Origin of the sequence: Lacihabitans lacunae (assembly GCF_042649125.1) — a bacterium.
Lineage (GTDB): Bacteria > Bacteroidota > Bacteroidia > Cytophagales > Spirosomataceae > Leadbetterella > Leadbetterella lacunae.
The window spans coordinates 1,488,756-1,509,762 of sequence record NZ_JBHRYQ010000001.1; the positions used below are offsets into that span (position 1 = coordinate 1,488,756).

Annotated in this window: 18 protein-coding genes and 1 pseudogene; 14 read left to right on the plus strand and 5 right to left on the minus strand. The window is 35.6% G+C overall.

Annotated features, from left to right (window positions below):
* Positions 1-12: 12 nt before the first annotated feature.
* Complete coding sequence (locus ACFOOI_RS06495) at positions 13-1,488, minus strand: Gfo/Idh/MocA family protein (protein ID WP_379836312.1); 1,476 nt, start codon at positions 1,486-1,488, stop codon at positions 13-15.
* A 193-nt stretch (positions 1,489-1,681) separates the two neighbouring features.
* On the opposite strand from ACFOOI_RS06495, the gene ACFOOI_RS06500 reads away from it, so the two are divergent.
* The 6 genes and pseudogenes from ACFOOI_RS06500 (at position 1,682) to ACFOOI_RS06525 (ending at position 8,847) form a co-directional block, all read left to right on the plus strand.
* A complete protein-coding gene (locus ACFOOI_RS06500; RefSeq protein WP_379836314.1) occupies positions 1,682-1,870 on the plus strand; it encodes a hypothetical protein in 189 nt (62 codons plus the stop codon).
* Positions 1,857-2,636 carry a TIGR00266 family protein gene (locus ACFOOI_RS06505; protein ID WP_379836316.1) on the plus strand — a complete coding sequence of 260 codons (780 nt, stop codon included), beginning with the start codon at positions 1,857-1,859 and terminating at the stop codon, positions 2,634-2,636. Before ACFOOI_RS06500 ends, ACFOOI_RS06505 begins: the two co-directional genes overlap by 14 nt.
* A gap of 254 nt (positions 2,637-2,890) precedes the next feature.
* Positions 2,891-4,867 carry a DUF3857 domain-containing protein gene (locus tag ACFOOI_RS06510; protein ID WP_379836318.1) on the plus strand — a complete coding sequence of 659 codons (1,977 nt, stop codon included), beginning with the start codon at positions 2,891-2,893 and terminating at the stop codon, positions 4,865-4,867.
* An 8-nt stretch (positions 4,868-4,875) separates the two neighbouring features.
* Entirely contained in the window at positions 4,876-6,789 is a 1,914-nt protein-coding gene (locus ACFOOI_RS06515) for a DUF3857 domain-containing protein (protein ID WP_379836320.1), read from the plus strand.
* Positions 6,790-7,123: 334 nt separating this feature from the next.
* Positions 7,124-8,239: pseudogene (locus ACFOOI_RS06520) on the plus strand (DNA polymerase III subunit gamma/tau); the annotation flags it as partial.
* A gap of 290 nt (positions 8,240-8,529) precedes the next feature.
* A complete protein-coding gene (locus ACFOOI_RS06525; RefSeq protein WP_379836324.1) occupies positions 8,530-8,847 on the plus strand; it encodes a hypothetical protein in 318 nt (105 codons plus the stop codon).
* 64 nt (positions 8,848-8,911) lie between these two features.
* Here the strand turns inward: ACFOOI_RS06525 and ACFOOI_RS06530 are convergent, their stop codons facing one another.
* Entirely contained in the window at positions 8,912-9,625 is a 714-nt protein-coding gene (locus ACFOOI_RS06530) for an LOG family protein (protein WP_379836326.1), read from the minus strand.
* A gap of 104 nt (positions 9,626-9,729) precedes the next feature.
* Between ACFOOI_RS06530 and rpiB the strand changes: the two genes are divergently transcribed.
* The 8 genes from rpiB (at position 9,730) to ACFOOI_RS06570 (ending at position 18,716) form a co-directional block, all read left to right on the plus strand.
* Complete coding sequence (rpiB, locus tag ACFOOI_RS06535) at positions 9,730-10,164, plus strand: ribose 5-phosphate isomerase B (RefSeq protein WP_379836328.1); 435 nt, start codon at positions 9,730-9,732, stop codon at positions 10,162-10,164.
* 178 nt (positions 10,165-10,342) lie between these two features.
* Entirely contained in the window at positions 10,343-10,918 is a 576-nt protein-coding gene (locus tag ACFOOI_RS06540; RefSeq protein ID WP_379836330.1) for a T9SS type A sorting domain-containing protein, read from the plus strand.
* A gap of 74 nt (positions 10,919-10,992) precedes the next feature.
* A complete protein-coding gene (locus ACFOOI_RS06545) occupies positions 10,993-11,883 on the plus strand; it encodes an outer membrane protein assembly factor BamD (protein WP_379836332.1) in 891 nt (296 codons plus the stop codon).
* A gap of 86 nt (positions 11,884-11,969) precedes the next feature.
* Positions 11,970-12,278 carry a DNA-directed RNA polymerase subunit omega gene (locus ACFOOI_RS06550; RefSeq protein ID WP_379836334.1) on the plus strand — a complete coding sequence of 103 codons (309 nt, stop codon included), beginning with the start codon at positions 11,970-11,972 and terminating at the stop codon, positions 12,276-12,278.
* Positions 12,279-12,471: 193 nt separating this feature from the next.
* Positions 12,472-15,810 (plus strand): ThuA domain-containing protein, encoded by a 3,339-nt coding sequence (locus ACFOOI_RS06555; RefSeq protein ID WP_379836336.1) that lies wholly within the window; start codon positions 12,472-12,474, stop codon positions 15,808-15,810.
* 85 nt (positions 15,811-15,895) lie between these two features.
* A complete protein-coding gene (locus ACFOOI_RS06560; RefSeq protein ID WP_379836338.1) occupies positions 15,896-16,843 on the plus strand; it encodes a helix-hairpin-helix domain-containing protein in 948 nt (315 codons plus the stop codon).
* Between the two features lie 2 nt (positions 16,844-16,845).
* Positions 16,846-18,210 (plus strand): vanadium-dependent haloperoxidase, encoded by a 1,365-nt coding sequence (locus ACFOOI_RS06565; RefSeq protein WP_379836340.1) that lies wholly within the window; start codon positions 16,846-16,848, stop codon positions 18,208-18,210.
* 116 nt (positions 18,211-18,326) lie between these two features.
* Entirely contained in the window at positions 18,327-18,716 is a 390-nt protein-coding gene (locus ACFOOI_RS06570) for a RidA family protein (protein WP_379836341.1), read from the plus strand.
* Between the two features lie 6 nt (positions 18,717-18,722).
* On the opposite strand, the gene ACFOOI_RS06575 is transcribed toward ACFOOI_RS06570, so the two are convergent.
* The 3 genes from ACFOOI_RS06575 to ACFOOI_RS06585 are packed head-to-tail and all read right to left on the minus strand — an operon-like array spanning position 18,723 to position 20,996.
* Positions 18,723-19,466, minus strand: a complete 744-nt coding sequence (locus ACFOOI_RS06575) for a response regulator (protein WP_379836343.1) — start codon at positions 19,464-19,466, stop codon at positions 18,723-18,725.
* Positions 19,467-19,506: 40 nt separating this feature from the next.
* Positions 19,507-20,322, minus strand: a complete 816-nt coding sequence (locus ACFOOI_RS06580) for a sensor histidine kinase (RefSeq protein ID WP_379836345.1) — start codon at positions 20,320-20,322, stop codon at positions 19,507-19,509.
* The gene (locus tag ACFOOI_RS06585) at positions 20,319-20,996 is read right to left on the minus strand and encodes a hypothetical protein (protein ID WP_379836347.1); all 678 of its coding nucleotides are present in this window, start codon (positions 20,994-20,996) and stop codon (positions 20,319-20,321) included. The genes ACFOOI_RS06580 and ACFOOI_RS06585 overlap by 4 nt, the downstream gene beginning before the upstream one ends.
* Positions 20,997-21,007 lie beyond the last annotated feature (11 nt).

Below are 21,007 nucleotides of genomic sequence, written 5' to 3' on the forward strand. Positions count from 1 at the left end.
TCAAAAAAACAATTATATCAACTTCCAGCCTTCACGATAGTTTCTTGCTACAAACTGATTGGCATCATCGTAATTCGTGATTTTCATATTTGCTCCATCCCAAAGTAACTTCTTACGACCTTCAAAATCAAGACCATTTCCAGATGCTCTTTGTTTGCCTAAACCGTAGCTTCTAATCGCAAGATTTCCCATTAGCACAGTTTCTGTTAATGGACCCGAATAATCAAACGAAGATGTCAAGGCCTTATGCTTTTTGCTTCCATAACCATCTTTTATGGCATCGCACCACGACACATGATGTCCATATTCAGGCAATTTCTCATTCGGATTTTTAGTTTTATAATCCTTCGGCATAGTAATAACGTCGCCGTTATTTTTATATACCTTGGGGTTCAATCCATACGTACCGCAAGTCATAATTCCTTTGCTACCGATCATCATAACACCGTTACCACTTCCATCTTCCCCAATAGAATCATTGGCTGGAATCAAGTCAGGGTGAAAAGGTCTTATACCTCCATCCGTCCATATCATCTTAATGTCTTTCTTGTTTTTCTTAGTGGCAGGAAACTTCAACTGCACATTGGCAGACGGCGGGCAACCTTCCGGAATATATTCAGGTACCCAGTCTTTTAAAAACACCTGCCCAACCGAACATTCTACTTCTGTCGGATATCCAAGTTCCAAAACTCTAAATGGAGGGTCAATTAGGTGACAGCCCATATCTCCAAGTGCTCCTGTACCGAAGTTCCACCAGCCTCTCCACTTAAATGGATGATATAGTGGGTGATAATCTACATAATCAGCGGGTCCAATAAAGACGTCCCAATTGGCTTTGCTCATTGTGTCTGGCAAGGCTGGCTTGGTGGTCGGAACCGGGATTCCCTGAGGCCAAACGGGTCTATTGGTCCATACATATACTGTATCCACGGTACCAATCATTCCTTTTTCAAACCAATCTATCATCTGTTGCTGACCGGGGTTCGAAGCCCCCTGATTTCCCATCTGAGAAACCATCTTATATTTACGAGCGGCTTCAGTTAGCATACGCGTTTCATAAATATTGTGCGTCAAAGGCTTTTGAACATATACATGCTTACCCATTTGCATAGCCGTCATAGCCGCCACACCATGTATGTGATCGGGAGCTGAAATAGTTACTGCATCTATCTCCCCTTTCATTTGCTCCATCATTACCCTAAAATCGGTATATAACTTCGCCTTCGGAAACTTCTCAATGGCACGTTTGCACTGGCCCGGATCTACATCACAAAGAGCTACAATATTTTCAGCACCATTGTTATAAGTATTGTTCAAATCACTCCAGCCTTTTCCTCCTGCACCTATAGATGCAATATTAAGTTTATCGCTTGGCGAAATAAAGCCTTTTCCTAAAACATGCCTAGGAACTATAAAAAAAGACCCAGCTGCAGCAAGGCCGGTTTTGAGGAATTGCCTCCTGCCGTTATCATTAGTTTTTATTGACATAAGATTATGATTGAATAGTGTACTACAATAATAATATTTTTTATTAATTAAACCCTTACCAAGTCCATATTATTTTTTGGTTAAACTAACCCTCTTTTAAACCTTTCCTAAACTTATTTTTCCAAATATCTATTTGTTTAAAGAGTCTAAAAATAATTTCATAATTTTAGTGTCATAAAATCAGAAGAACAGTATGTCTAAGAAAAAAATAGAAAAAGAAGATTTACCAAAAGTCCACAAAGACTTAGATGGGTTTGATATCAAAGTAAATTCATTTGGCGAGATTCAGATGTCGTATGATATCGAAAAAATAAATGCATTTTTAAACACAAAAGTAGAAGATAAAAAACTAAAACACTTGAAAGACGATGAGAAGTCATGAAATTGATTACAAGATAATTGGAGAAGATATCCAAGTAGTAGAAATAGAGCTAGACCCACAAGAAACCGTGGTGGCCGAGGCAGGCTCTATGCTATTTATGGAAGATGGAATCGCATTTGAAACCAAAATGGGCGATGGCTCAAACACTAGCGAAAGCTTAATGGGGAAGATTTTCAAGGCTGGCTCTAGGGTATTGATGGGCGAGTCACTATTTATGACTCACTTTACCAACCGTTCTAACATTAAGCGTCAAGTGGCTTTTGCGGCTCCCTACCCAGGTACTATCAAAGCAGTAGACTTAGCTACTATTTCTCAAAACACCCTGATTGTTCAAAAAGACGCGTTCCTTTGTGCAGCTATGGGTACCAGTATCTCTATTCATTTTAACAAGCGATTTGGGGCAGGACTTTTTGGTGGAGAGGGTTTTATTCTTGAAAAAATACAAGGAGACGGCATGGCCTTTATCCACTCGGGTGGTGTGGTAATGGAGCGTACGCTGCAAAACGAAACTTTACGAATAGACACAGGCTGTATTGTGGCTTTTGAGCCGCAACTCCACTTTGACATACAGTCAGCAGGCGGACTAAAATCGATGATATTTGGAGGAGAAGGCATGTTTTTGGCTACATTGAGTGGCACCGGAAAAGTCTGGATTCAGTCATTACCGATATCTAAACTTATCCAAAGACTTTCTCCTTATGGAGGAAACTCGAGAAAAGAAAGCGGTTCAATTTTAGGAGGACTTAGCGATATGTTTGAAGGATAAATAGAACTTTTCTTTTTTTAATACCAAAAATGAGAAACTCAGTAAAATAAAATATTTATTTTTCTTGATACCTTCCAATCAATATTAAAACACTTATAAATGAGGCAAAAACAAAGTTTTTTGTCTCTTTTTTTTTATTTGAGGTTTATTAAATTTTCTTTTTTAATTTTAAACAAAACAAGGCATATTTTTTGACAAGAAATCAAATGTTGAAAAACTAAATTTCTAGCACATTACAAATACAAAAAATACGCATGAAAAAACTTCTCCTCCCTGCTCTCATCATTTTAAATCTAACAGCATTTTCGCAAGTACCTAACATCAAATTTGGCGTTATTTCTTCAGAAGAAATCAAACAAAAAACGTATGCTATAGACACCTCGGCTGAGGCTGTGGTATTGTATGAAAAATCTGACGTTTCGTTTGGCTATGATGACAATTACGGTTTTTACATTGACTCATATTTGCACATCAGAAAAAAAGTATTAAAAAAATCAGGAATGGACCGAGGTGAAATTGTAATTCCATTTTACAGGTCATCGGCTGGAAAAGAGCAATATATTACCGATATAGACGGTGCCACTTACAACATAGAAAACGGCAGTATGGTAAAAAACGAACTAAAGAAACAATCTATTTTCTCAGAAAAAATAACCAACACCAACTATAAAATAAAAGTCAGCATGCCCAATGTGCGTGAAGGAAGCATAATAGAATACAAATACAAAAAACGCTCCTTTTTATCGGTCAAAGACAAACCTGACACTTGGTATTTCCAAGGAAATGACCCCACGCTTTGGAGTATTTATGACATCACAATTCCTTCATACTTATACTACCAGATGATTTCGGGCGGCTACTTGCCTCTAAATATTAATACCCAAGAGACGGTTTCGATAAACATGGGGCATTCAAAACTAAATGCTTCGGGACTACATTATATATTTGGGGTTAAGGACGCTCCTGCTTTCAAAAAAGAGCCTTACTTGACTTCGAGAGAAGATTACATTTCGAAAATAGAATTTGAGCTGTCTCAAACCATGATTCCGGAGCAACTTACAAAAATTTACTCCACCACATGGCCAGACCTTGACAACACCCTCAATCAACATGAGTATTTTGGCAAAAGACTAAAAAAGCAAAAGTACTTGAGCGATTTGGTAGATGCATTTAAAGTTATAGCAGACAAAAAAGAAAGGCTACAAAAAGTATACGATTATATGTCCAGAAACTTCAGTGCCGACGATAGCTACAATAGTATATATGCCGAAGACTTAAAAAAGGTATTTACTAACAAAAAGGGCTCCCCTACTGAACTAAATCTAATGCTGGTGGCACTGCTGAGAGAACTAGATTTTAATGCAAATCCAGTAATTACAAGTACCAGAGATAACGGCAGAATAAATGAATTCTTTCCATTGATTGATAGATTTAACTATACGTACTGCCAAGTAAACCTCAACGACGAAACCATCAATCTAGACCTTAGTAGTCCATTTTTGTATTTCGGAATGATACCCGAACATTGCCTAAATAGTACAGGTAGATTAATCACCGAAAAAGGAGGAGAATTTGTAAAAATTGCACCTACACACAGGTATAATACTTTGGAAGAATTTAAGGTTGAATTGCTGCCAATGGATAATAAAGCAAAAGGCACCTATAACATAAGTGGTGGCGGATATTATGCAGCCGATGTACGAACAGATTTTTTCAAAAAAGGAGAAAAGACGTATAACGAAAACCTAATTTCAGATAACAGCGAACTTAAAATAAGTAAACTGGTTAACGAAAAAATGGACAATAAAAACGAGGCCATAAAAACAAACTTCGAATTTGAATATGAAGACGGCGGAATAATGGAGGATATGATCTACTTAAATCCAAACCTGAAAGGCAGATACAAAACTAACCCGTTTAAACTTGAAGAAAGAAAATATCCGGTAGACTTTGCCTATTCACAAGACCATACCTACAAATGCGAAATTGCCATTCCAAAAGGCTTCGAAGTGGTTTCATTGCCAGCATCTATGAGCACTATAATATCTGGAAAGGCCGCTTCATTTGTCTACAATTGTGTTAAAGACGAGTCAAAAAATTCTATTATGGTGGTATCGAGATTAGTTATAAAAGATCCTATAATTAGCCCTGACTTATACCCTGACTTAAAACTGTTCTTTGACAAAGTGGTCAATAAACAAGACGAACAAATTGTTTTAAAACACAAATAATAATTCACATGAAAAAACTTATAATTGGCTTATTACTAATTGGATGTGAACCATTGGTTGCCCAAACCTCATTGGCGATTTATGCCATTCCGGCAAACTTAAAACAGAACGCCAATGCCGTAATAAGGTTCGACAATACCGATTTTTATATAGAAAGCATTGGCTCTTCGGTAACCAAAAGACATTGGGCAGTTACGATTTTCAATGAAAAAGGAGAAGAAGACTACGCATACTTTGAGGCACATTATGATGATTTTTCTAAAATAAAAAAAATAGAAGGGGAGCTATTTGATGAGTTTGGAAAATCATTGAAAAAACTAAAATCAAGCGATATAAGAGATATTGGTTATGGTAGATTTACAAATGACGTAACCGATGGTAGAATGAAAGTAGCTGAATTTAGCAAAAAGTATTATCCGTATCCTTACACAGTAGAGTTTAGTTTTGAAGAAGAAAGCAACAACATGATGTTTTATCCGAGTTGGCAACCCATTACTGAAGAAAATGTAGGAATAGAAAGCTCAAGTTTTAATGTTTACAGTCTAAACAACATCCCCTATCGAAAAATAGAAAGAAGCCTAAGCAACACATCCATAAAATCTCACGCAGATAAATACGCACTTGAATCTTGGAGCATTAAAAATGTAGAACCGCTTAAATTTGAAGAGTTTTCTCTGCATGAAACCTTACCTTTCGTGCAACTTGCCCCATCTGAGTTTAAAGTTAAAAACTACCAAGGCACTATGCGAACTTGGGAAGATATCTCAAAGTTTTACTACATTTTAAACAAAGACCGAGACCAAGTAGATCCGGAAACTATCGCTAAACTAAAAAAATATATAGGGGCAGAAAAAGACGAAATAAAACGAATAAAGTTAACCTATGAGTTTATGCAGTCCATGACCCGCTATGTGAGTATTCAATTAGGCATTGGCGGCTGGCAAACATTATTGGCTTCAGAGGTAGCCACCAAAGGCTACGGCGATTGCAAGGCTTTAACAAATTTTACAATAGCACTCCTCAAAACAGAAGGTATAAAAGCATATCCAGCACTTATAAAAGCAGGCGAACGTGAGCATTTTAAAAATGAAGAATTTCCAAGTATGCGTTTTAACCATGTTATAGCTTGTGTACCAGTCAAAAATGACACCATTTGGTTAGAATGCACCAGCCAAACCGGAGCTTTTGGTTATCAGGGAGATTTTACGGGAAACAGAAAAGCTCTTTTAATAAAAAACGACGGAGGAAGATTGGTAAATACCAAAGCGTATTTGCCAACTGACAACCTACAAATCAGGAAAATAAAAGCAGAAATTGATGTAAATGGCGATGCCAAAATTATTTCGAAAACAGTTTACACGGGAATTCAGCACGAAACTAGAGCAAATCTGTATGAAACTAAAAATGTAGAAGACCAAAAAACATGGCTTCAAAAAAGCATCACCTTGGGCACCTTTGACTTAACCAATTTTGAGGGCAAAAGAATTAAAAACAGGATTCCTGAGTTACACGAAAACATAGAAATATCAGCTAAAAAACTGGCAAGTACCAGCGGTCCTCGGATGCTCATAAAAGCAAACCTTTTGAGTGGCTTCATAGAGCCAGATCCGCAGGTTGGCCCAAGGAAAAACATGCTCTTTTTAAACCCAAATTCGTACAGCTTCTGCGACATTGATACCATTGCATTCAATCTACCTGCGGGTTATAAACCTGAGCACTTAGGAAAAACCACACATTTAGAAGAACCTTTTGGTAGCTATCACTCAGAAATCAAACAAGAAAACGAACAGATTTTTCTTTACAGAAGCCTATGTATAAAAGGCGGTTTGTATAAAAAAGAAAACTTCGAAACATGGCTAGAATTCTGCAAAACGGTAAATAAGATAGATAAACAAAAGATGGTTTTAATAAAAACCCAATAAAGTTTTAGAAAAACCTAAAAAAAACGATGGTCGATTAAAAAGGCTAAATGGTAGCATAAAATCTTTGCTTTAATAGATATGCCTCCCAAAACTAATTCTGTAAAGATTAGATTTGCAAGTCATTTATTCAACCATGAAAACGCTATAAGCCCGAAATAGTCTTTCTTTTCGGGCTTTTTTTTGTCTAAAAATGCTAAATTTTATATTAAAACTTTTTTTTACACTTCTACACTATCCTGCAACTTACTAATATTTAGAGTTTTAATATTTCGGAAAGAAAAACAGCTTGAAAAAGCAAGATTCAGATTCTAATTTTCTTTTATATATTTGTGACATGGAAAACTTCGTAGTTTCAGCTAGAAAATATAGGCCTATCACATTTGATTCTGTGGTGGGGCAGTCGCATATTACTACTACTTTACGTAATGCCATCAAATCTAACCAGTTAGCACAAGCCTTCCTTTTTACTGGACCTAGGGGTGTTGGTAAAACCACTTGTGCCCGAATATTGGCCAAGACCATAAATTGTCAAAATGTAAGCGAACAAATAGAGCCATGTAATGCATGTACTTCTTGTAAGAATTTTGACCAAAATGCTTCATTTAATATTCATGAACTCGATGCTGCTTCAAATAACTCAGTAGAAGACATCAGAAACCTGATAGACCAAGTAAGGTTCCCACCTCAAGACGGGAAATACAAGGTTTATATCATTGATGAGGTTCACATGCTCTCTCAGGCTGCATTTAACGCATTCCTGAAAACCTTAGAGGAGCCGCCTTCGTATGCCATATTTATATTGGCTACCACAGAAAAACACAAAATTCTCCCGACCATTTTGAGTAGATGTCAAATATTTGATTTCAACAGAATTCAGATAAAAGACATGGCGTCTCATTTGGCTAAAATATCAGAGAAAGAAAACATTGCAGCCGAACCTGAAGCCTTGGAGCTTATAGCTCAAAAAGCAGACGGAGGTCTCAGAGATGCACTTTCTATGTTTGACCTAAACGTTACGTTTTCGTCAAATCGTAGTTTAACATATGCCGAAGTATTAGAAAACCTCCATATTTTAGACTACGATTACTATTTAAGAATGCTTGATAGCCTTTACGCTGGAAACATATCAGAGACGCTCTTAATTTTCAACGAAATACTTGCCAAAGGTTTTGATGCTCACCAGTTTATAGCTGGTTTAAATGAGCATTTTAGAAATATTTTAGTGTGCAAAGACCCTCAGACGGTAGAACTACTAGACGTTTCCGAAAGCACCAAACAGAAGTTTTTGACTCAATCAAAAGAAACTTCAATGAGTTTCTTAATGTCAGCACTGAGTGTAGGTTCTCAATTGGACTTAAACTTTAAGGCCGCAAAAAACCAAAGGCTTCATGTTGAAATTGGTCTTTTAAAGCTTTCACAGATAAACGCAGTTCTTAGTTTAGCCAACTTGGGATCTGACGAAGGTGAAAAAAAAAAGTTGATGGTGGCTTAGAAAAGCCCTCTCAAACCAGCTCTGACAACAATTCTCAAACAGCTAACACAGGTACAGCTGCACCTTCCGCAGCTAGCAATCCAATTCCTAAACCACCGAAAAAATCTGGATTTAAGTCTTTAAAATCCATAAAAGATTTAGAAGAGGAAGTATCTCAAAGTAGCAATTCAAACTCAAACCCCTTAGTAGATTCAAGTAACAATGGATTATCGAAATCTTTTTCGAAAGGACAAGCCATAGGTGTTTTAATGGAATTTTCAGAGTTAAAATCATCCCAAACTCAAAAGATGGTTTTTACTAGCGAATTTGATTTAGAAGGCACAGCGTTTACATTTAAACTAGCCAACAAGGTAAAATTTGACATTTTTTATGAGCTTCGCCAAGACTTATTAGATTTCCTTCGGAAAAAACTTGAGAACGGCACTATTACCGCCGAAGCGATTATAACAGCAGAGCAAACCAAAGCAAAACCAAGAACCGAGCAGGAAAAATTTGAATCTATGGCAAATAAAAATCCAGCTATTTGGAAACTCAAAGAAGCCCTCGATTTAGACTTATTATTTTGATATAAACACAAAAAAAAACACCTCCGAAAAGGTGTTTTTTTTGTGTTCGAAACTTCTCTTTAAATCAAAAGTTAGGTTGTAATAAATATTTATTATAAAAATCTTCTATTACTTTAATGGCATCTTCGGCTGTGTCTACCAACTGAATCAAATTTAAGTCTTCGGCATTGATATTCATCTCGTCAAGCATTGTGGTCTTAATCCAAGTCATTAGCCCACCCCAATATTCAGAACCTACCAAAACAATCGGGAACCTCCCAATTTTCTTGGTTTGAATCAATGTTAAAGCTTCAAAAAGTTCATCGAGCGTACCGAAACCACCTGGCATTACTATAAAACCTTGGGAATATTTGATAAAACAAACCTTACGAGCAAAGAAATAATCAAAATTGATACTTTTATCTACATCTACGTAAGGATTTGGGACTTGTTCAAAAGGCAAAACTATATTTAAGCCTATTGACTTTCCTCCTTTTTCTTTGGCACCTTTGTTTCCTGCCTCCATTATACCAGGCCCACCACCTGTGATAACACCGTACCCTTTCTCCACTAATTTAGAAGCAATGGCCTCACCTAGTTTATAATATTTATTGTCTGGTTTAGTTCTTGCCGAACCAAAAATAGACACAGACGGTCCTATTTTGGCTAATTTATCGTATCCTTCTACAAACTCCGATATGGCTTTAAATATTTGCCAAGAGTCTTGACTTTGAATTTCATTCCAGTTTCTTTCTTGAAAAGCTTCTTTAATTTTAACTTCTTCGTTTTTATCGCTCATATTTATTCAGTTTTTCTGCTTGTGTTAATTTTTAAAATTGTTTGTCAATTTAAGGTCTTAAACAACGTATATTTGCAAAAATAAGTTTAATTTTTTTTTGAATCATGGCATTACGAATAGCAATTGGCGGAGACCACGCAGGATTTGAACACAAACAATTCATCCTTAAGTATTTACAAGAAAAAAACTACGGCACTTCAGATTTTGGGCCATACACTACGGAATCAATGGATTACCCAGATTCTACCCATCCTTTGGCAGCAGCAGTAGAAAATAAAGAATTTGATTTCGGAATTTTGATCTGTGGAAGCGGAAATGGCGTATGTATGACAGCAAACAAACACCAAGGCATACGAGCAGGTTTAGTTTGGAACGAAGACGTGGTGAAATTAATTAGACAACATAACGATGCCAACATAATGTGTATACCGGCAAGATTTGTTTCTAAAGAAGAAGCGTTAGCGTTCGTAAAGTTGTTTTTATCGACTGATTTTGAGGGTGGTAGACATGCAAACCGAGCAGCTAAAATACCTTGTTAATGCCTTGATTTGGAATGATTTTTGTCAAATTATATTAAAATTTAATTAATTTTCATTTTTCAGGCAACCTTTTGGGTGTTTTTGTCGTCTAATAGATTAAATATTGTATTTTTATATATATTTTTGTTTAATAAATAAAAGGAAAGCTTATACGCAAATAATTTTACCGAAGTTACATATGAAGTTCACTAATCAAATAATTGTCATTTTTATTGTAGCATTCACTACAGTATCGGCAGTATTTGGCCAAGTGTCAAGTAACAAGTCGAGACTTAATGTGGGCCAAAACCCTAAAAAAGCCAGCTTTACGCCTCCTTCAAACAGTATCTTTGATAAAGCCAATGCGGTAAAAAATCTTAATGTTGACTCAAAGTCATCAATCAATTTATTCTATAGAAATTTATTAATCAATAATACTTCCTCTAACAAGACTTCTAGTACCTCTGCAGCTAATAGCTCCATAGATAATTCAGATAAGTTATTTAAGAACGAAAAAATATCCATTTCCAATATATATCCAAACCCAGCAAACGACTACGCATTTTTAGATTATAAAATTTTAGGCAACTTCGATACTGGTAACGTATCTTTTTTCAATTTATTGGGTAAGCAAATAGCAGAATATGAAATTGGAAGAACTACGGAGAGGCTAAAAGTAAATACTTCTTCATGGGAATCAGGAATCTACATGTACCAACTAGTGATAGATGGCAAGAAAATAGCCACCAAAAAACTACTTGTACGTCACAATTAATATTTAATCTCTCTTTTTCCAATTTTTTCTACCATCACTACGTTATTATCCCTTTACATTCGTAATTTTGTTTCATGAAATTAAAGCAATCTAGATTTTTACTAATCGTTTTAGGAATAAGCGTATTATCGATATCCTGCTCAAAAAAATTCAATCAGCTGATTAAAAAAGGCACTGTAGATCAAAAATACAATGCAGCTATTGAATATTATAAAAAAGCGGATTACTATAAAGCAGGAGTGCTTTTAGAAGAAATTTCACCTTTACTTAAAGGAGACAGCACAGCAGAGCGAGCTCAGTTTTACAATGCGTATTGTAATTACTATCAAGGCCAGTTTCAGATGAGTTCATATATGTTTAAAACATTTTATGCAACGTATTCAAACAGTCCTTTTGCCGAAGAAGCCTACTATATGTACGCCTATTCGATGTTTAAAGATTCTCCTCCTCACAACCTTGATCAAACTAGTACCTTAACTGCCATAGATGCCCTTCAGACATTTATAAATACCTACCCAGACAGTAAGTATGCCGATAACTGTACCAAAGACCTTAAGGACTTAAGATTCAGACTAGAACTTAAAGCTTACGAAAAAGCCAAATTATACTTCAAAACCCGTGAGCCATCGTTTTTAGGAAGAAGTAATTATAAAGCTACGGTAGTAAGTGTTGATAATTTCAGAAAAGATTTTCCAGATTCTCAGTTCAATGAGGAATTAAGTTACATCCAAATTATTGCTCAAACTGAACTTGCAGACGTAAGCTTTTTCTTGAAACAAAGAGAAAGATATAATACGGCTATATCTTTTTACGAAAAATTCATTGACAAATACCCTTCTAGTAAATATTTAAAAGACCTTCAGAAGTTTTATGACAAATGTTTGAAAGGTTTAGAAAATGTTGCTAAAACAGAAAAAGAGATAGAAGAAGCCAAAAAGAAGGCCGAGTTAGAGAACTCGAAGTAAACAAAATCCTCAAAAATAACATTTTATGGTTTTTTTGAATTAATTTTGCAAATAATTTTAGAACAAGTAATTAAAAAATATAAGATATGGCTATTAATGCTTCAATAGTAACTAGAGATACAGACGTTTTAGCAAGTAAAACAGGAAATATTTATGAGTCTGTTTTTGTTGTATCAAAAAGAGCTCAGCAAATTGCTATCAAAACAAAAGAAGAGCTAACTCAAAAACTTAGCGAATTTGCTTCAAGCGTAGATAATTTAGAAGAAATTTTTGAAAACAGAGAGCAAATCGAAATCTCTAAGTTTTATGAAAGACAACCTAAGCCTACAAGTGTAGCTTTAGAAGAATTTTTAAATGACCAATTGGTTGTAAAATATAAAGAGACAGAAGCATAAGTTGTTTTGGTCTTGTTTTTAAGAAGCCTCAAAGTTAATTTCTTTGAGGCTTTTTTATTTCCAATTTTACCTACCCAATTCTTCGTTATAGCTAAAAACTAGACCCTCACCATACAAACCATCAATTATATCTATTTAATGATATAAATATTTTTGGGAATACTATATTTGTACTAAACCTTTAAAAATTAAAATGTTAAAATTATTCAACCTCCTTGTTCTAATTTCTATAAGTACGTATTGCTCTTACTCTCAAGAAAACAAAGTACTCGTTTTTTCTAAAACGCAAGGATTTAGACATGCCTCAATTAAAGAAGGTAAAGCTTTCTTTGAAAAAATCGGAAAAGAAGAAAACATCAGAATGACGTTTTCTGAAAACAGCGATGACTTCAATGAAGAAAACCTTAAACAGTTTAAATGTGTAGTTTTCCTTAGTACCACAGGAGACATTCTGACACCTGCTCAGCAACTTGACTTTGAAAGGTATATTCAAGCAGGCGGCGGCTACATGGGTATTCATGCGGCATCTGACACCGAATACAACTGGCCATGGTACAACAAACTTATGGGAGGGTATTTTGCAAGCCACCCGGGTGGCGACGTATCAAATGTTCAAACTGGTAAAATGACTGTGGTAAACTCAAATCACCCTTCCACGTCTCATATGCCTGCTACTTTTGATAAAAAAGATGAATTTTATGATTTCAAATCGCTACAAAAAGACATTCTAAATTTCTTAATTACAGTAGATGAGTCAACTTATAAGAAAGGCAAAATGGGCGACTTTCACCCGATGGCATGGTTTCACGAATTTGATGGAGGAAAATCATTCTATACTAACTTTGGCCACACACCCGAAACCTTCGAAGAACCATTAATGGTTAAGCACTTTACGGAAGGATTAAAATGGGCAATGGCAAACAAACTGGACTACACCAAGGCAAAGTCAAAAAGAGCCCCAGAAGAGAATAGATTTGTAAAGACTAATCTAATGAAAAATTTAGATGAGCCTACTGAATTGGTAGCAATGCCTAACGGAAAGGTAGTATTTACTGAAAGAAAAGGAGCCATCAAAATGTTTAACACCATCACCGGAAAGTCAAAAGTGGTTGGTAACTTAAACGTTTATAAGAAATTTGAATATGGCTTGATGGGTGTAGGTATAGACCCAAACTTTGAAAAAAACAACTGGATTTACTTTTATTATTCGCCAGAAACCGACCAACATACCGACCAGTTTTTATCGAGATTTACCTATGACCAACAAAAAGACACTATCCTATATGATACTGAAAAAGTAATACTTAGAGTAACTACAAAGCGAATTGAGTGTTGCCACACAGGAGGTTCAATAGATTGGGATAGCAAAGGTAACTTGTTTCTGTCTACTGGAGACGATACCAACCCATTTGCCTCAGACGGTTATGCCCCAATAGATTTTAGAGAAGACAGAAAAGGCTGGGATGCTTTACATACCTCAGGAAATACAAACGACTTAAGAGGTAAGATTTTAAGGATTACTCCACAAGCAGATGGTACATATACAATACCTGCAGGCAACTTATTCCCGGTAGGAATGGAAAAAACTAGACCTGAGATTTTTGTAATGGGAAATAGAAACCCATACAGAATATCGGTAGATAAAAAGAATGACTTTTTGTATTGGGGCGAAATAGGTCCCGATGCTGGAAAAACAAGTCCTGACCGTGGACCTGAAGGCCTTGTGGAATTTAATCAGGCTCGCAAAGCTGGCAATTACGGTTGGCCATTATTTGCAGGAAATTCTACACCATATCGTGCTTATGATTTTGAAACTAAAGTTTCGGGAGATTATTTTGACCCTTTAAAGCCAGTTAATCTTTCGCCTCATAACTCGGGTTTAACTAACCTACCTCCTACCCAAAAACCTATGATTTGGTATGGCTATGGAGAATCTAAGGAGTTTCCATTGTTGGAAAAAGGCGGTGCAAACCCAATGGGTGGGCCGGTCTATAATTTTTCAGAATATAAAAACTCAAAAGGCAAATTTCCAGCATACTATGATAACAAACTTTTTATATATGAATGGATGAGAGATTGGATTATTACCGTAGATTTAGACGAAAACGGCAATTATACGGGTATGGAGAAATTTATGCCATCTACTACCTTCTACCACCCAATGGACATGACATTTGATATCAACGGCAAAATGTACCTTTTGGAATATGGTATGAATTGGTTCTCTCAAAACGAAGAAGCTATGCTTTCATGTATTGAGTTTAACGAAGGAAACCGAAAACCTTCAGTAAAAATTGCTGCAAATATTACAGAAGGAGCATCTCCATTACTTGTAAAATTCAGTTCGGAAGGAACCGTAGATTTCGATAAAGATGCTATGACTTACACGTGGAATTTCGGGAAAGGTATACCTATTTCAAAACTTGCCAATCCGCAGACAACATTTAAAAATCCTGGTATTTATGACGTGAAAATAACTGTAAAAGATGCCGTTGGAAACCAAACTACGGAGGAAATTAGAATAAAAGTTGGAAACGCTAGCCCAGAGGTAAACATTGAATTGGTAGGAAACAAAACCTTCTTTTTTGATGATAAAATAGATTACCAAGTAAAAGTTAAAGACAAAGAAGACGGCACATTAAATAAAGGAATTAGCCCAGAAGATGTCAACGTAACCATTAACTACTTGGAGGGGTACGACAAGACCATGCTTGAGCAAGGCCACAAATCAAACGAAAGTTTTATGTTAGGAAAAAGGTTGATAGAACTTAGTGACTGTGCGGCGTGCCACTCAAAAGACAAAAAATCTATAGGGCCAGCCTACGTAGAAATAGCAGGAAAATACAAAAAAGGCTCTACTAACATCAGTAAATTAGCAAACAAAATAATTACGGGTGGCGGTGGTGTTTGGGGTGAGCAAGCCATGGCGGCCCATCCTCAGTTAAGTCTTAACGATGCCAGAGAAATGGCCGATTACATTCTCTCTATCAATGACCCGAAGCCTAGCTCTAAGCCGCTATCGGGAGTTTACCAAGTAAGTGATCATATTGGCAAAAAGAGTGGAGCTTATCTTGTACAAGCATCTTATACAGACAAAGGAGCAAATGAAATAGGACCAATCACAAGCAACAAAACAATAGCACTTAAAAGTCCAGTAGTCAGTGCAGTTTCGGCAGATCAAATTAAAGGAACAAGCACTTATGATGCTCCAGGAATAGGCAACTTACTTATTGCAAATGACAACTCATGGGCAAAGTTTACAGCCATAGACCTAACTGGAATCAAGGCATTAAAAATAAATGCATTCAGTGATGGAAAGCAATCAATAGGCGGAAAAATAGAATTGCGTTTAGGAGGGATTTCCGGTGAAAAAATAGGTGAAGCCGAAGTTTCAAGTGCAAACATGAAACCTCTGGTTATTGCTTTTAACAAATCATATTTAAAACCCGAGGACTTGTATTTTATATTTAAGAATTCAAGTGCAGACGGAAAGCCACTTTTCGGAATATCTAGTGTTGAGTTTACGAAATAAAGTTAACCTACAAGCAAAAAATCCCTATCTATTTTTTTAGATAGGGATTTTTTTTTGATATTTATGACTTAGAAAAACCACCCATATGAACTTTTTTATACAATTTTTAAGAGAAAAGTTAGACCTTACTTTTAATGAATCAAAATCTGCGTTTTATTCATTTTTGATAATTTTCATTTCTGTTACTGCCACATTTATATACAGCAGTTATAATTCTGACAAAAAAAGTCAAATTGTAATAGAAAAATATGGAGAGTTAACTGTCCCCGAGGCTGAGGAAAAAGATCCTTACACCAAATCAGAATATTCCAAATATTCTAAATATCCCAAATACAAAAAAACAGAAAGTAACATAGAAATTAAGCACTTTAGGTTCAACCCCAACACTGCCAGCAAAAAAGACCTTTTGACATTGGGTTTTTCGGGCAAGGCAGCCAATATTCTGGAAAACTATTTAGAAAAAGGTGGTAAACTTAATTACAAAGAAGACCTTAAAAAAATATACGGTGTAGACGAAGAACTTTATATATCGTTGGTAGATTTCATAGATTTGCCCGAAAAACAAACATACAGCAAAACAGATATTTCTGACTTAACATATACAGATAAACCTGAGGAAAAAACTCAGAAATATACCAAAAAAGTTATAGCTAAATTTGATATTAATACGGCAGATACTGCTACTTTAAAGCAAATCAATGGAATTGGCGAAGTTTTTGCAAGTAGAATAATAAGTTTCAGAGAAAAACTTGGTGGCTTTAATGATTTAGATCAAGTAAGTCAAACCTACGGTATTCCTTTAGAAGTGTTGCCAGAGTTAAAAAAGTATGCTTTTATTGAAAAACCAGTCTCTAAAATAAAGATTAACACAGTAAAAACTATCAGACACCCATATCTAAAATACAACCAGTCTAAAGCAATTATAGCGTATAGAAACCAACACGGAGACTATAATAATGCTGATGATTTGGGAAAAATAAAGATTTTGGACAATGAGACCATAGAAAAAATTAAGCCATATTTAGAATTTTAAAAATGAAAAAAGTAGTACTTTTAGTAGCGTTAGCATCAGTTGTTTGGTCATGTAGTAAAACCGAGGATGTGGTTGAAATAGTACCAGACCCACCCAAAGAATTAGCACTTGATAATACAATCGCCATAAAATGGGCCGAAGCCACCTTATATCATATAAAACATCAGCCAAACAATAGCCCGACCTATTTGAGCAGGGCACTGGGTTATGTAGGCTTAACTATGTACGAAAGCATAGCACCAGGCAGCATTGAATACAAATCAATAGCAACAGAACTTAACGGTCTTGGAGCACTTCCGATGCCTGCCGATGCAAAAAAAATAGACTGGGAAACTTCGCTAAACGCGGGCCAAGCCTACATTATCAAAAAAATGTGGTTTAACTCTCATTCCATTTATAATACTAGAATTGACTCTTTAGAGACAGCTATAGAAAAAGAAAGACTCTTGGCAGTGAAAGACTCTAGCATTATTACTAATTCAAAGAAATACGGAATAAGTATAGCCGAAAAGATTTACCAATGGTCTGTTAACGATGGTGGACATCAAGGGAATCTGAATGTCCAAGACATGAACTATATGTACCCTCAAGGTCTTGGTTTTTGGTCGCCACCTTTTGGTGGTCAGGCGGCACTTCCTTACCCAATGCATCCAAAATGGGGGCAAAATCGAACTTTCATTAAAGCTAGCTCCGAAATTCCAGTTCCTGAAGCATTAAAATATTCAACTGATAAGTCCTCAGCGTATTATAAAGAATTTAAAGAAGTTTATGACATCACATTGGGCTTAACTCAAGAACAAAAAGAGATAGCCCTTTGGTGGGGAGACGACCCCGCTGTTTCAGCCGCTCCTCCAGGGCACTCATATAACCTTGGAAAACTTTTAATAGCACAGCAAAAGGTGAATCTATTTAAAGCTGCTGAAACATTTGCAAAGGTAGGTATGTCAGTAGCCGATGCGTTTATTTGTTGTTTCAAAGTAAAATATACCTATCACTCAGAAAGACCTACAGGTTACATCAGAAGAAACATCAACGGTTCTTTTAATCAATTTTGGCCTGAACCTCCTTTTCCAGCATTTACATCTGGCCATTCTACTCAAGCAGCAGCCAACGCCACGGTGCTAATTTCCGTATTTGGTAATGAGGTGACGTTTGAAGATAACACGCACGTAGGAAGGCCAAAAGACGAATTCAGAAATGTGGAATTCAAAAAAAGAACATTTACTAAAATATGGGATACTGCGTTAGAATGTGGGATTTCAAGACTTTATGGAGGCATACACACCAGCCAAGACAATACTTTAGGCCTAGAAATGGGAAAAACCATAGGTGAGTCTATCAATAAACTTAGCTGGAAAGTTAAATAATCATAATTTTATACCAATTAAAGGTTCTTTAACTTGTTTTTTTTGTTTATTTGAGGAGTATTTCCATGTACCAAACATCGCACATGCCTAATTAAAATATAAAACCTTATAACATTATGAAACGTACAAATATTTCTTCTTCATCACCTTGGGAAGAGAAAGTAGGATACTCTAGAGCAGTAAAAGTTGGTAGAACGATTGAAGTTAGTGGAACTGTTTCTACAGATAATAGCGGGGAAGTTGTGGGGTTAAATAATGCATATCTTCAGACCAAATTTATCCTTCTAAAACTAGAAAATACGCTTAAGCAACTTGGAGCTGAGCTTAGTCATGTAGTCAGAACCAGAATATACGTAACGGATATAAGCAAATGGGAAGAGGTAGGAAAGGCCCACGCCGAAATGTTCCTAGAAATAAAACCTGCTACTACAATGGTAGAGGTTTCCAAACTGATTGATCCAAAGTTTATGGTTGAAATAGAGGCAACTGCAATAATGAAAGAGTAAGATTGGTTACTCAACTAATCCATTCTTAATAGCATAAGCCACTAGCTTTGCGGTGTTTTTCACGCCGAGTTTTTCCATAATTCTTAGGCGATGACCTTCTACTGTACGTGGGCTAATGCAAACTTTATCTGCTATTTCGCTGGTGGTCATGCCTTCGCAAATATGGTTTAGGATTTCTAATTCTCTTTGAGAAAGGTCTGTCTTAAAATTAAATATTTTGCTTTTTGTGGTTGGGGCTTTGCTCATTTTTCTAAACATAAGCCTACTTACAAACTCAGAAAAATAAACACCCGAATCGTACACTTTCCTAATGGCAGACAGTACTTCGTCGGTATCGGTATCTTTCAGTAAATATCCGTGTGCTCCTAGCTCCATTAGATGCAGTATAAACTGATCTTCATCGTGCATAGAAAGAATTATTATCTTTAGGTCATTGTCTTTTTCTCTGATACGTTTAGTAGTTTCTATTCCATCTAAAACTGGCATTTGAATATCCAAAAGCACCAAATCAATATTCCCATATTGTTCGTGATTTAAAAATTCCATACCATTAGTAGCCTCAAAAACGATTTCTATATCATCTGATTGACTTAAAATAGAAGACAAGCCTTTTCTAAACAAGGTGTGGTCGTCGACTAAAGCAATTCTTATTTTCTTCATTTTTCTCTTGGTTTTAAAAGCTGCGAGCGTAGATTGAGCATAGTTGTCAAAGTTTATTAGACTTTCGTACTTCTCACTTAAATTTTTCATGACATTTCGATAAAATTAATAAAATTTAACCACAAACAAATCACACCATACTTACATCTTTTAAAATTGCTTCAAACTTCATTCCTTGACCCTCCACTGAGGAAATCTCTACTTCGCCTTTAATCAAAGAAAGCCTACTTTGAATATTTCTTAAACCCAATCCACCTGAAGGCGAATTCAACTCCTTTTTAAAGTCAAAACCTACGCCATTGTCTTCGAAAACTATGAAAAGTTGGTTTTTTGAATAATTTATGAAAAGTTCAATTTCTGTAGCTTGAGAGTGCTTAATGGCGTTATTAAACAATTCTTGTAGTACTCTATAAACAGCCAATTCTAGATTCACCCCAAAACGGTTAGACGCTGAAAGGTTTTCATAATTAAAATCAACCTGGATATTTGAGTTTTTATTAATCTTATTAATAAACTCTTCGATGGCATAAACCAGCCCAAAATTTTCCAAAGTTTGAGGAACCAAATCTTTCGAAATACTCCTGACTATATTTATTGATTCTTCTATTAATTCGGTATTATTTTGAACTAACAACTTTAATTTTTCAGTAATTTCAGTTGATTTATACAACTGATTATTACCCATTTTTAAAACAGACAGAATAGCACCTACTTCGTCGTGTAGATTTTTTGCCAACTTTCTTCGCTCCTGCTCTTGAACCTCCATTGAGTTTTCTAGGAGCTTTTTTTGGTATTGTAATTCTATCTTCTGTCTTTCTAAGTTTTGGCTGATCTGAAGTTTAAATTGTTTTCGCTGATAGTATACCACAAACGCAATGATTAAAATACCCAAGAAAAGTAAAATCACTGTGCCTACAACCACAAAAACCGTAGGATGAATGTTCATTTTATTTTTGACTTAAAATTCCGCTTTGAAACTACAAATGCGATGGAAATAAACAAAAATAAGGAAATATTAAGTAATTCTAAGATATTGGTAAAAAGCCTGAAATCATTTTCAGCAGAATCCATCCCTATAGTTAGGTGGTTAAATAAACTGATAAATATTGAGCTTATCGCATATATTAAAACGCCAGAGTTAAACCAAAAGAATGGAAAAAACAGAATATCATTGACTTTGAGGTCAGCCAAAAGTACATAAAAGTAGCTAATGGCGATAAATGCCGTCAATAATCTAGAAATCCACAATAAATTAGCTGCCAAGGCATGTGGCATAAACTGGCAAAACATTAGCACTATCATCACACTGAAAGTAAACCAATAAATAGATTGCCTAAATTTATTTTTACGTAAGCCGATGGCATAAACCAAAACAAGTAGAGCAAAAATTAAAGAGTCTCGAAAAGAATAATAAACGATGTTACTCATTTTTAAACCTGCAGTTACCCACAATGGAATATCTGTTAGCACAAAAACCACACAAAAAAGTGTGATGGCTTTAAGGGCTTTCCCGAAATATTTTTTATAATAATATGACAAAATAATCGGAACCAGGGGAGACAAGCTCCCTATGGCTACGATTGGGTGTGAAATAGCAATTTTAAGTATTTTTTCAAACATTCAGAATATAA

Coding starts and splice junctions, on each gene's coding strand:
- ACFOOI_RS06495 (WP_379836312.1), bottom strand. CDS start 1,488: ATGTCAATAAAAACTAATGATAACGGCAGGAGGCAATTCCTCAAAACC.
- ACFOOI_RS06500 (WP_379836314.1), top strand. CDS start 1,682: ATGTCTAAGAAAAAAATAGAAAAAGAAGATTTACCAAAAGTCCACAAA.
- ACFOOI_RS06505 (WP_379836316.1), top strand. CDS start 1,857: ATGAGAAGTCATGAAATTGATTACAAGATAATTGGAGAAGATATCCAA.
- ACFOOI_RS06510 (WP_379836318.1), top strand. CDS start 2,891: ATGAAAAAACTTCTCCTCCCTGCTCTCATCATTTTAAATCTAACAGCA.
- ACFOOI_RS06515 (WP_379836320.1), top strand. CDS start 4,876: ATGAAAAAACTTATAATTGGCTTATTACTAATTGGATGTGAACCATTG.
- ACFOOI_RS06525 (WP_379836324.1), top strand. CDS start 8,530: ATGGAATTTTCAGAGTTAAAATCATCCCAAACTCAAAAGATGGTTTTT.
- ACFOOI_RS06530 (WP_379836326.1), bottom strand. CDS start 9,625: ATGAGCGATAAAAACGAAGAAGTTAAAATTAAAGAAGCTTTTCAAGAA.
- rpiB (WP_379836328.1), top strand. CDS start 9,730: ATGGCATTACGAATAGCAATTGGCGGAGACCACGCAGGATTTGAACAC.
- ACFOOI_RS06540 (WP_379836330.1), top strand. CDS start 10,343: ATGAAGTTCACTAATCAAATAATTGTCATTTTTATTGTAGCATTCACT.
- ACFOOI_RS06545 (WP_379836332.1), top strand. CDS start 10,993: ATGAAATTAAAGCAATCTAGATTTTTACTAATCGTTTTAGGAATAAGC.
- ACFOOI_RS06550 (WP_379836334.1), top strand. CDS start 11,970: ATGGCTATTAATGCTTCAATAGTAACTAGAGATACAGACGTTTTAGCA.
- ACFOOI_RS06555 (WP_379836336.1), top strand. CDS start 12,472: ATGTTAAAATTATTCAACCTCCTTGTTCTAATTTCTATAAGTACGTAT.
- ACFOOI_RS06560 (WP_379836338.1), top strand. CDS start 15,896: ATGAACTTTTTTATACAATTTTTAAGAGAAAAGTTAGACCTTACTTTT.
- ACFOOI_RS06565 (WP_379836340.1), top strand. CDS start 16,846: ATGAAAAAAGTAGTACTTTTAGTAGCGTTAGCATCAGTTGTTTGGTCA.
- ACFOOI_RS06570 (WP_379836341.1), top strand. CDS start 18,327: ATGAAACGTACAAATATTTCTTCTTCATCACCTTGGGAAGAGAAAGTA.
- ACFOOI_RS06575 (WP_379836343.1), bottom strand. CDS start 19,466: ATGAAAAATTTAAGTGAGAAGTACGAAAGTCTAATAAACTTTGACAAC.
- ACFOOI_RS06580 (WP_379836345.1), bottom strand. CDS start 20,322: ATGAACATTCATCCTACGGTTTTTGTGGTTGTAGGCACAGTGATTTTA.
- ACFOOI_RS06585 (WP_379836347.1), bottom strand. CDS start 20,996: ATGTTTGAAAAAATACTTAAAATTGCTATTTCACACCCAATCGTAGCC.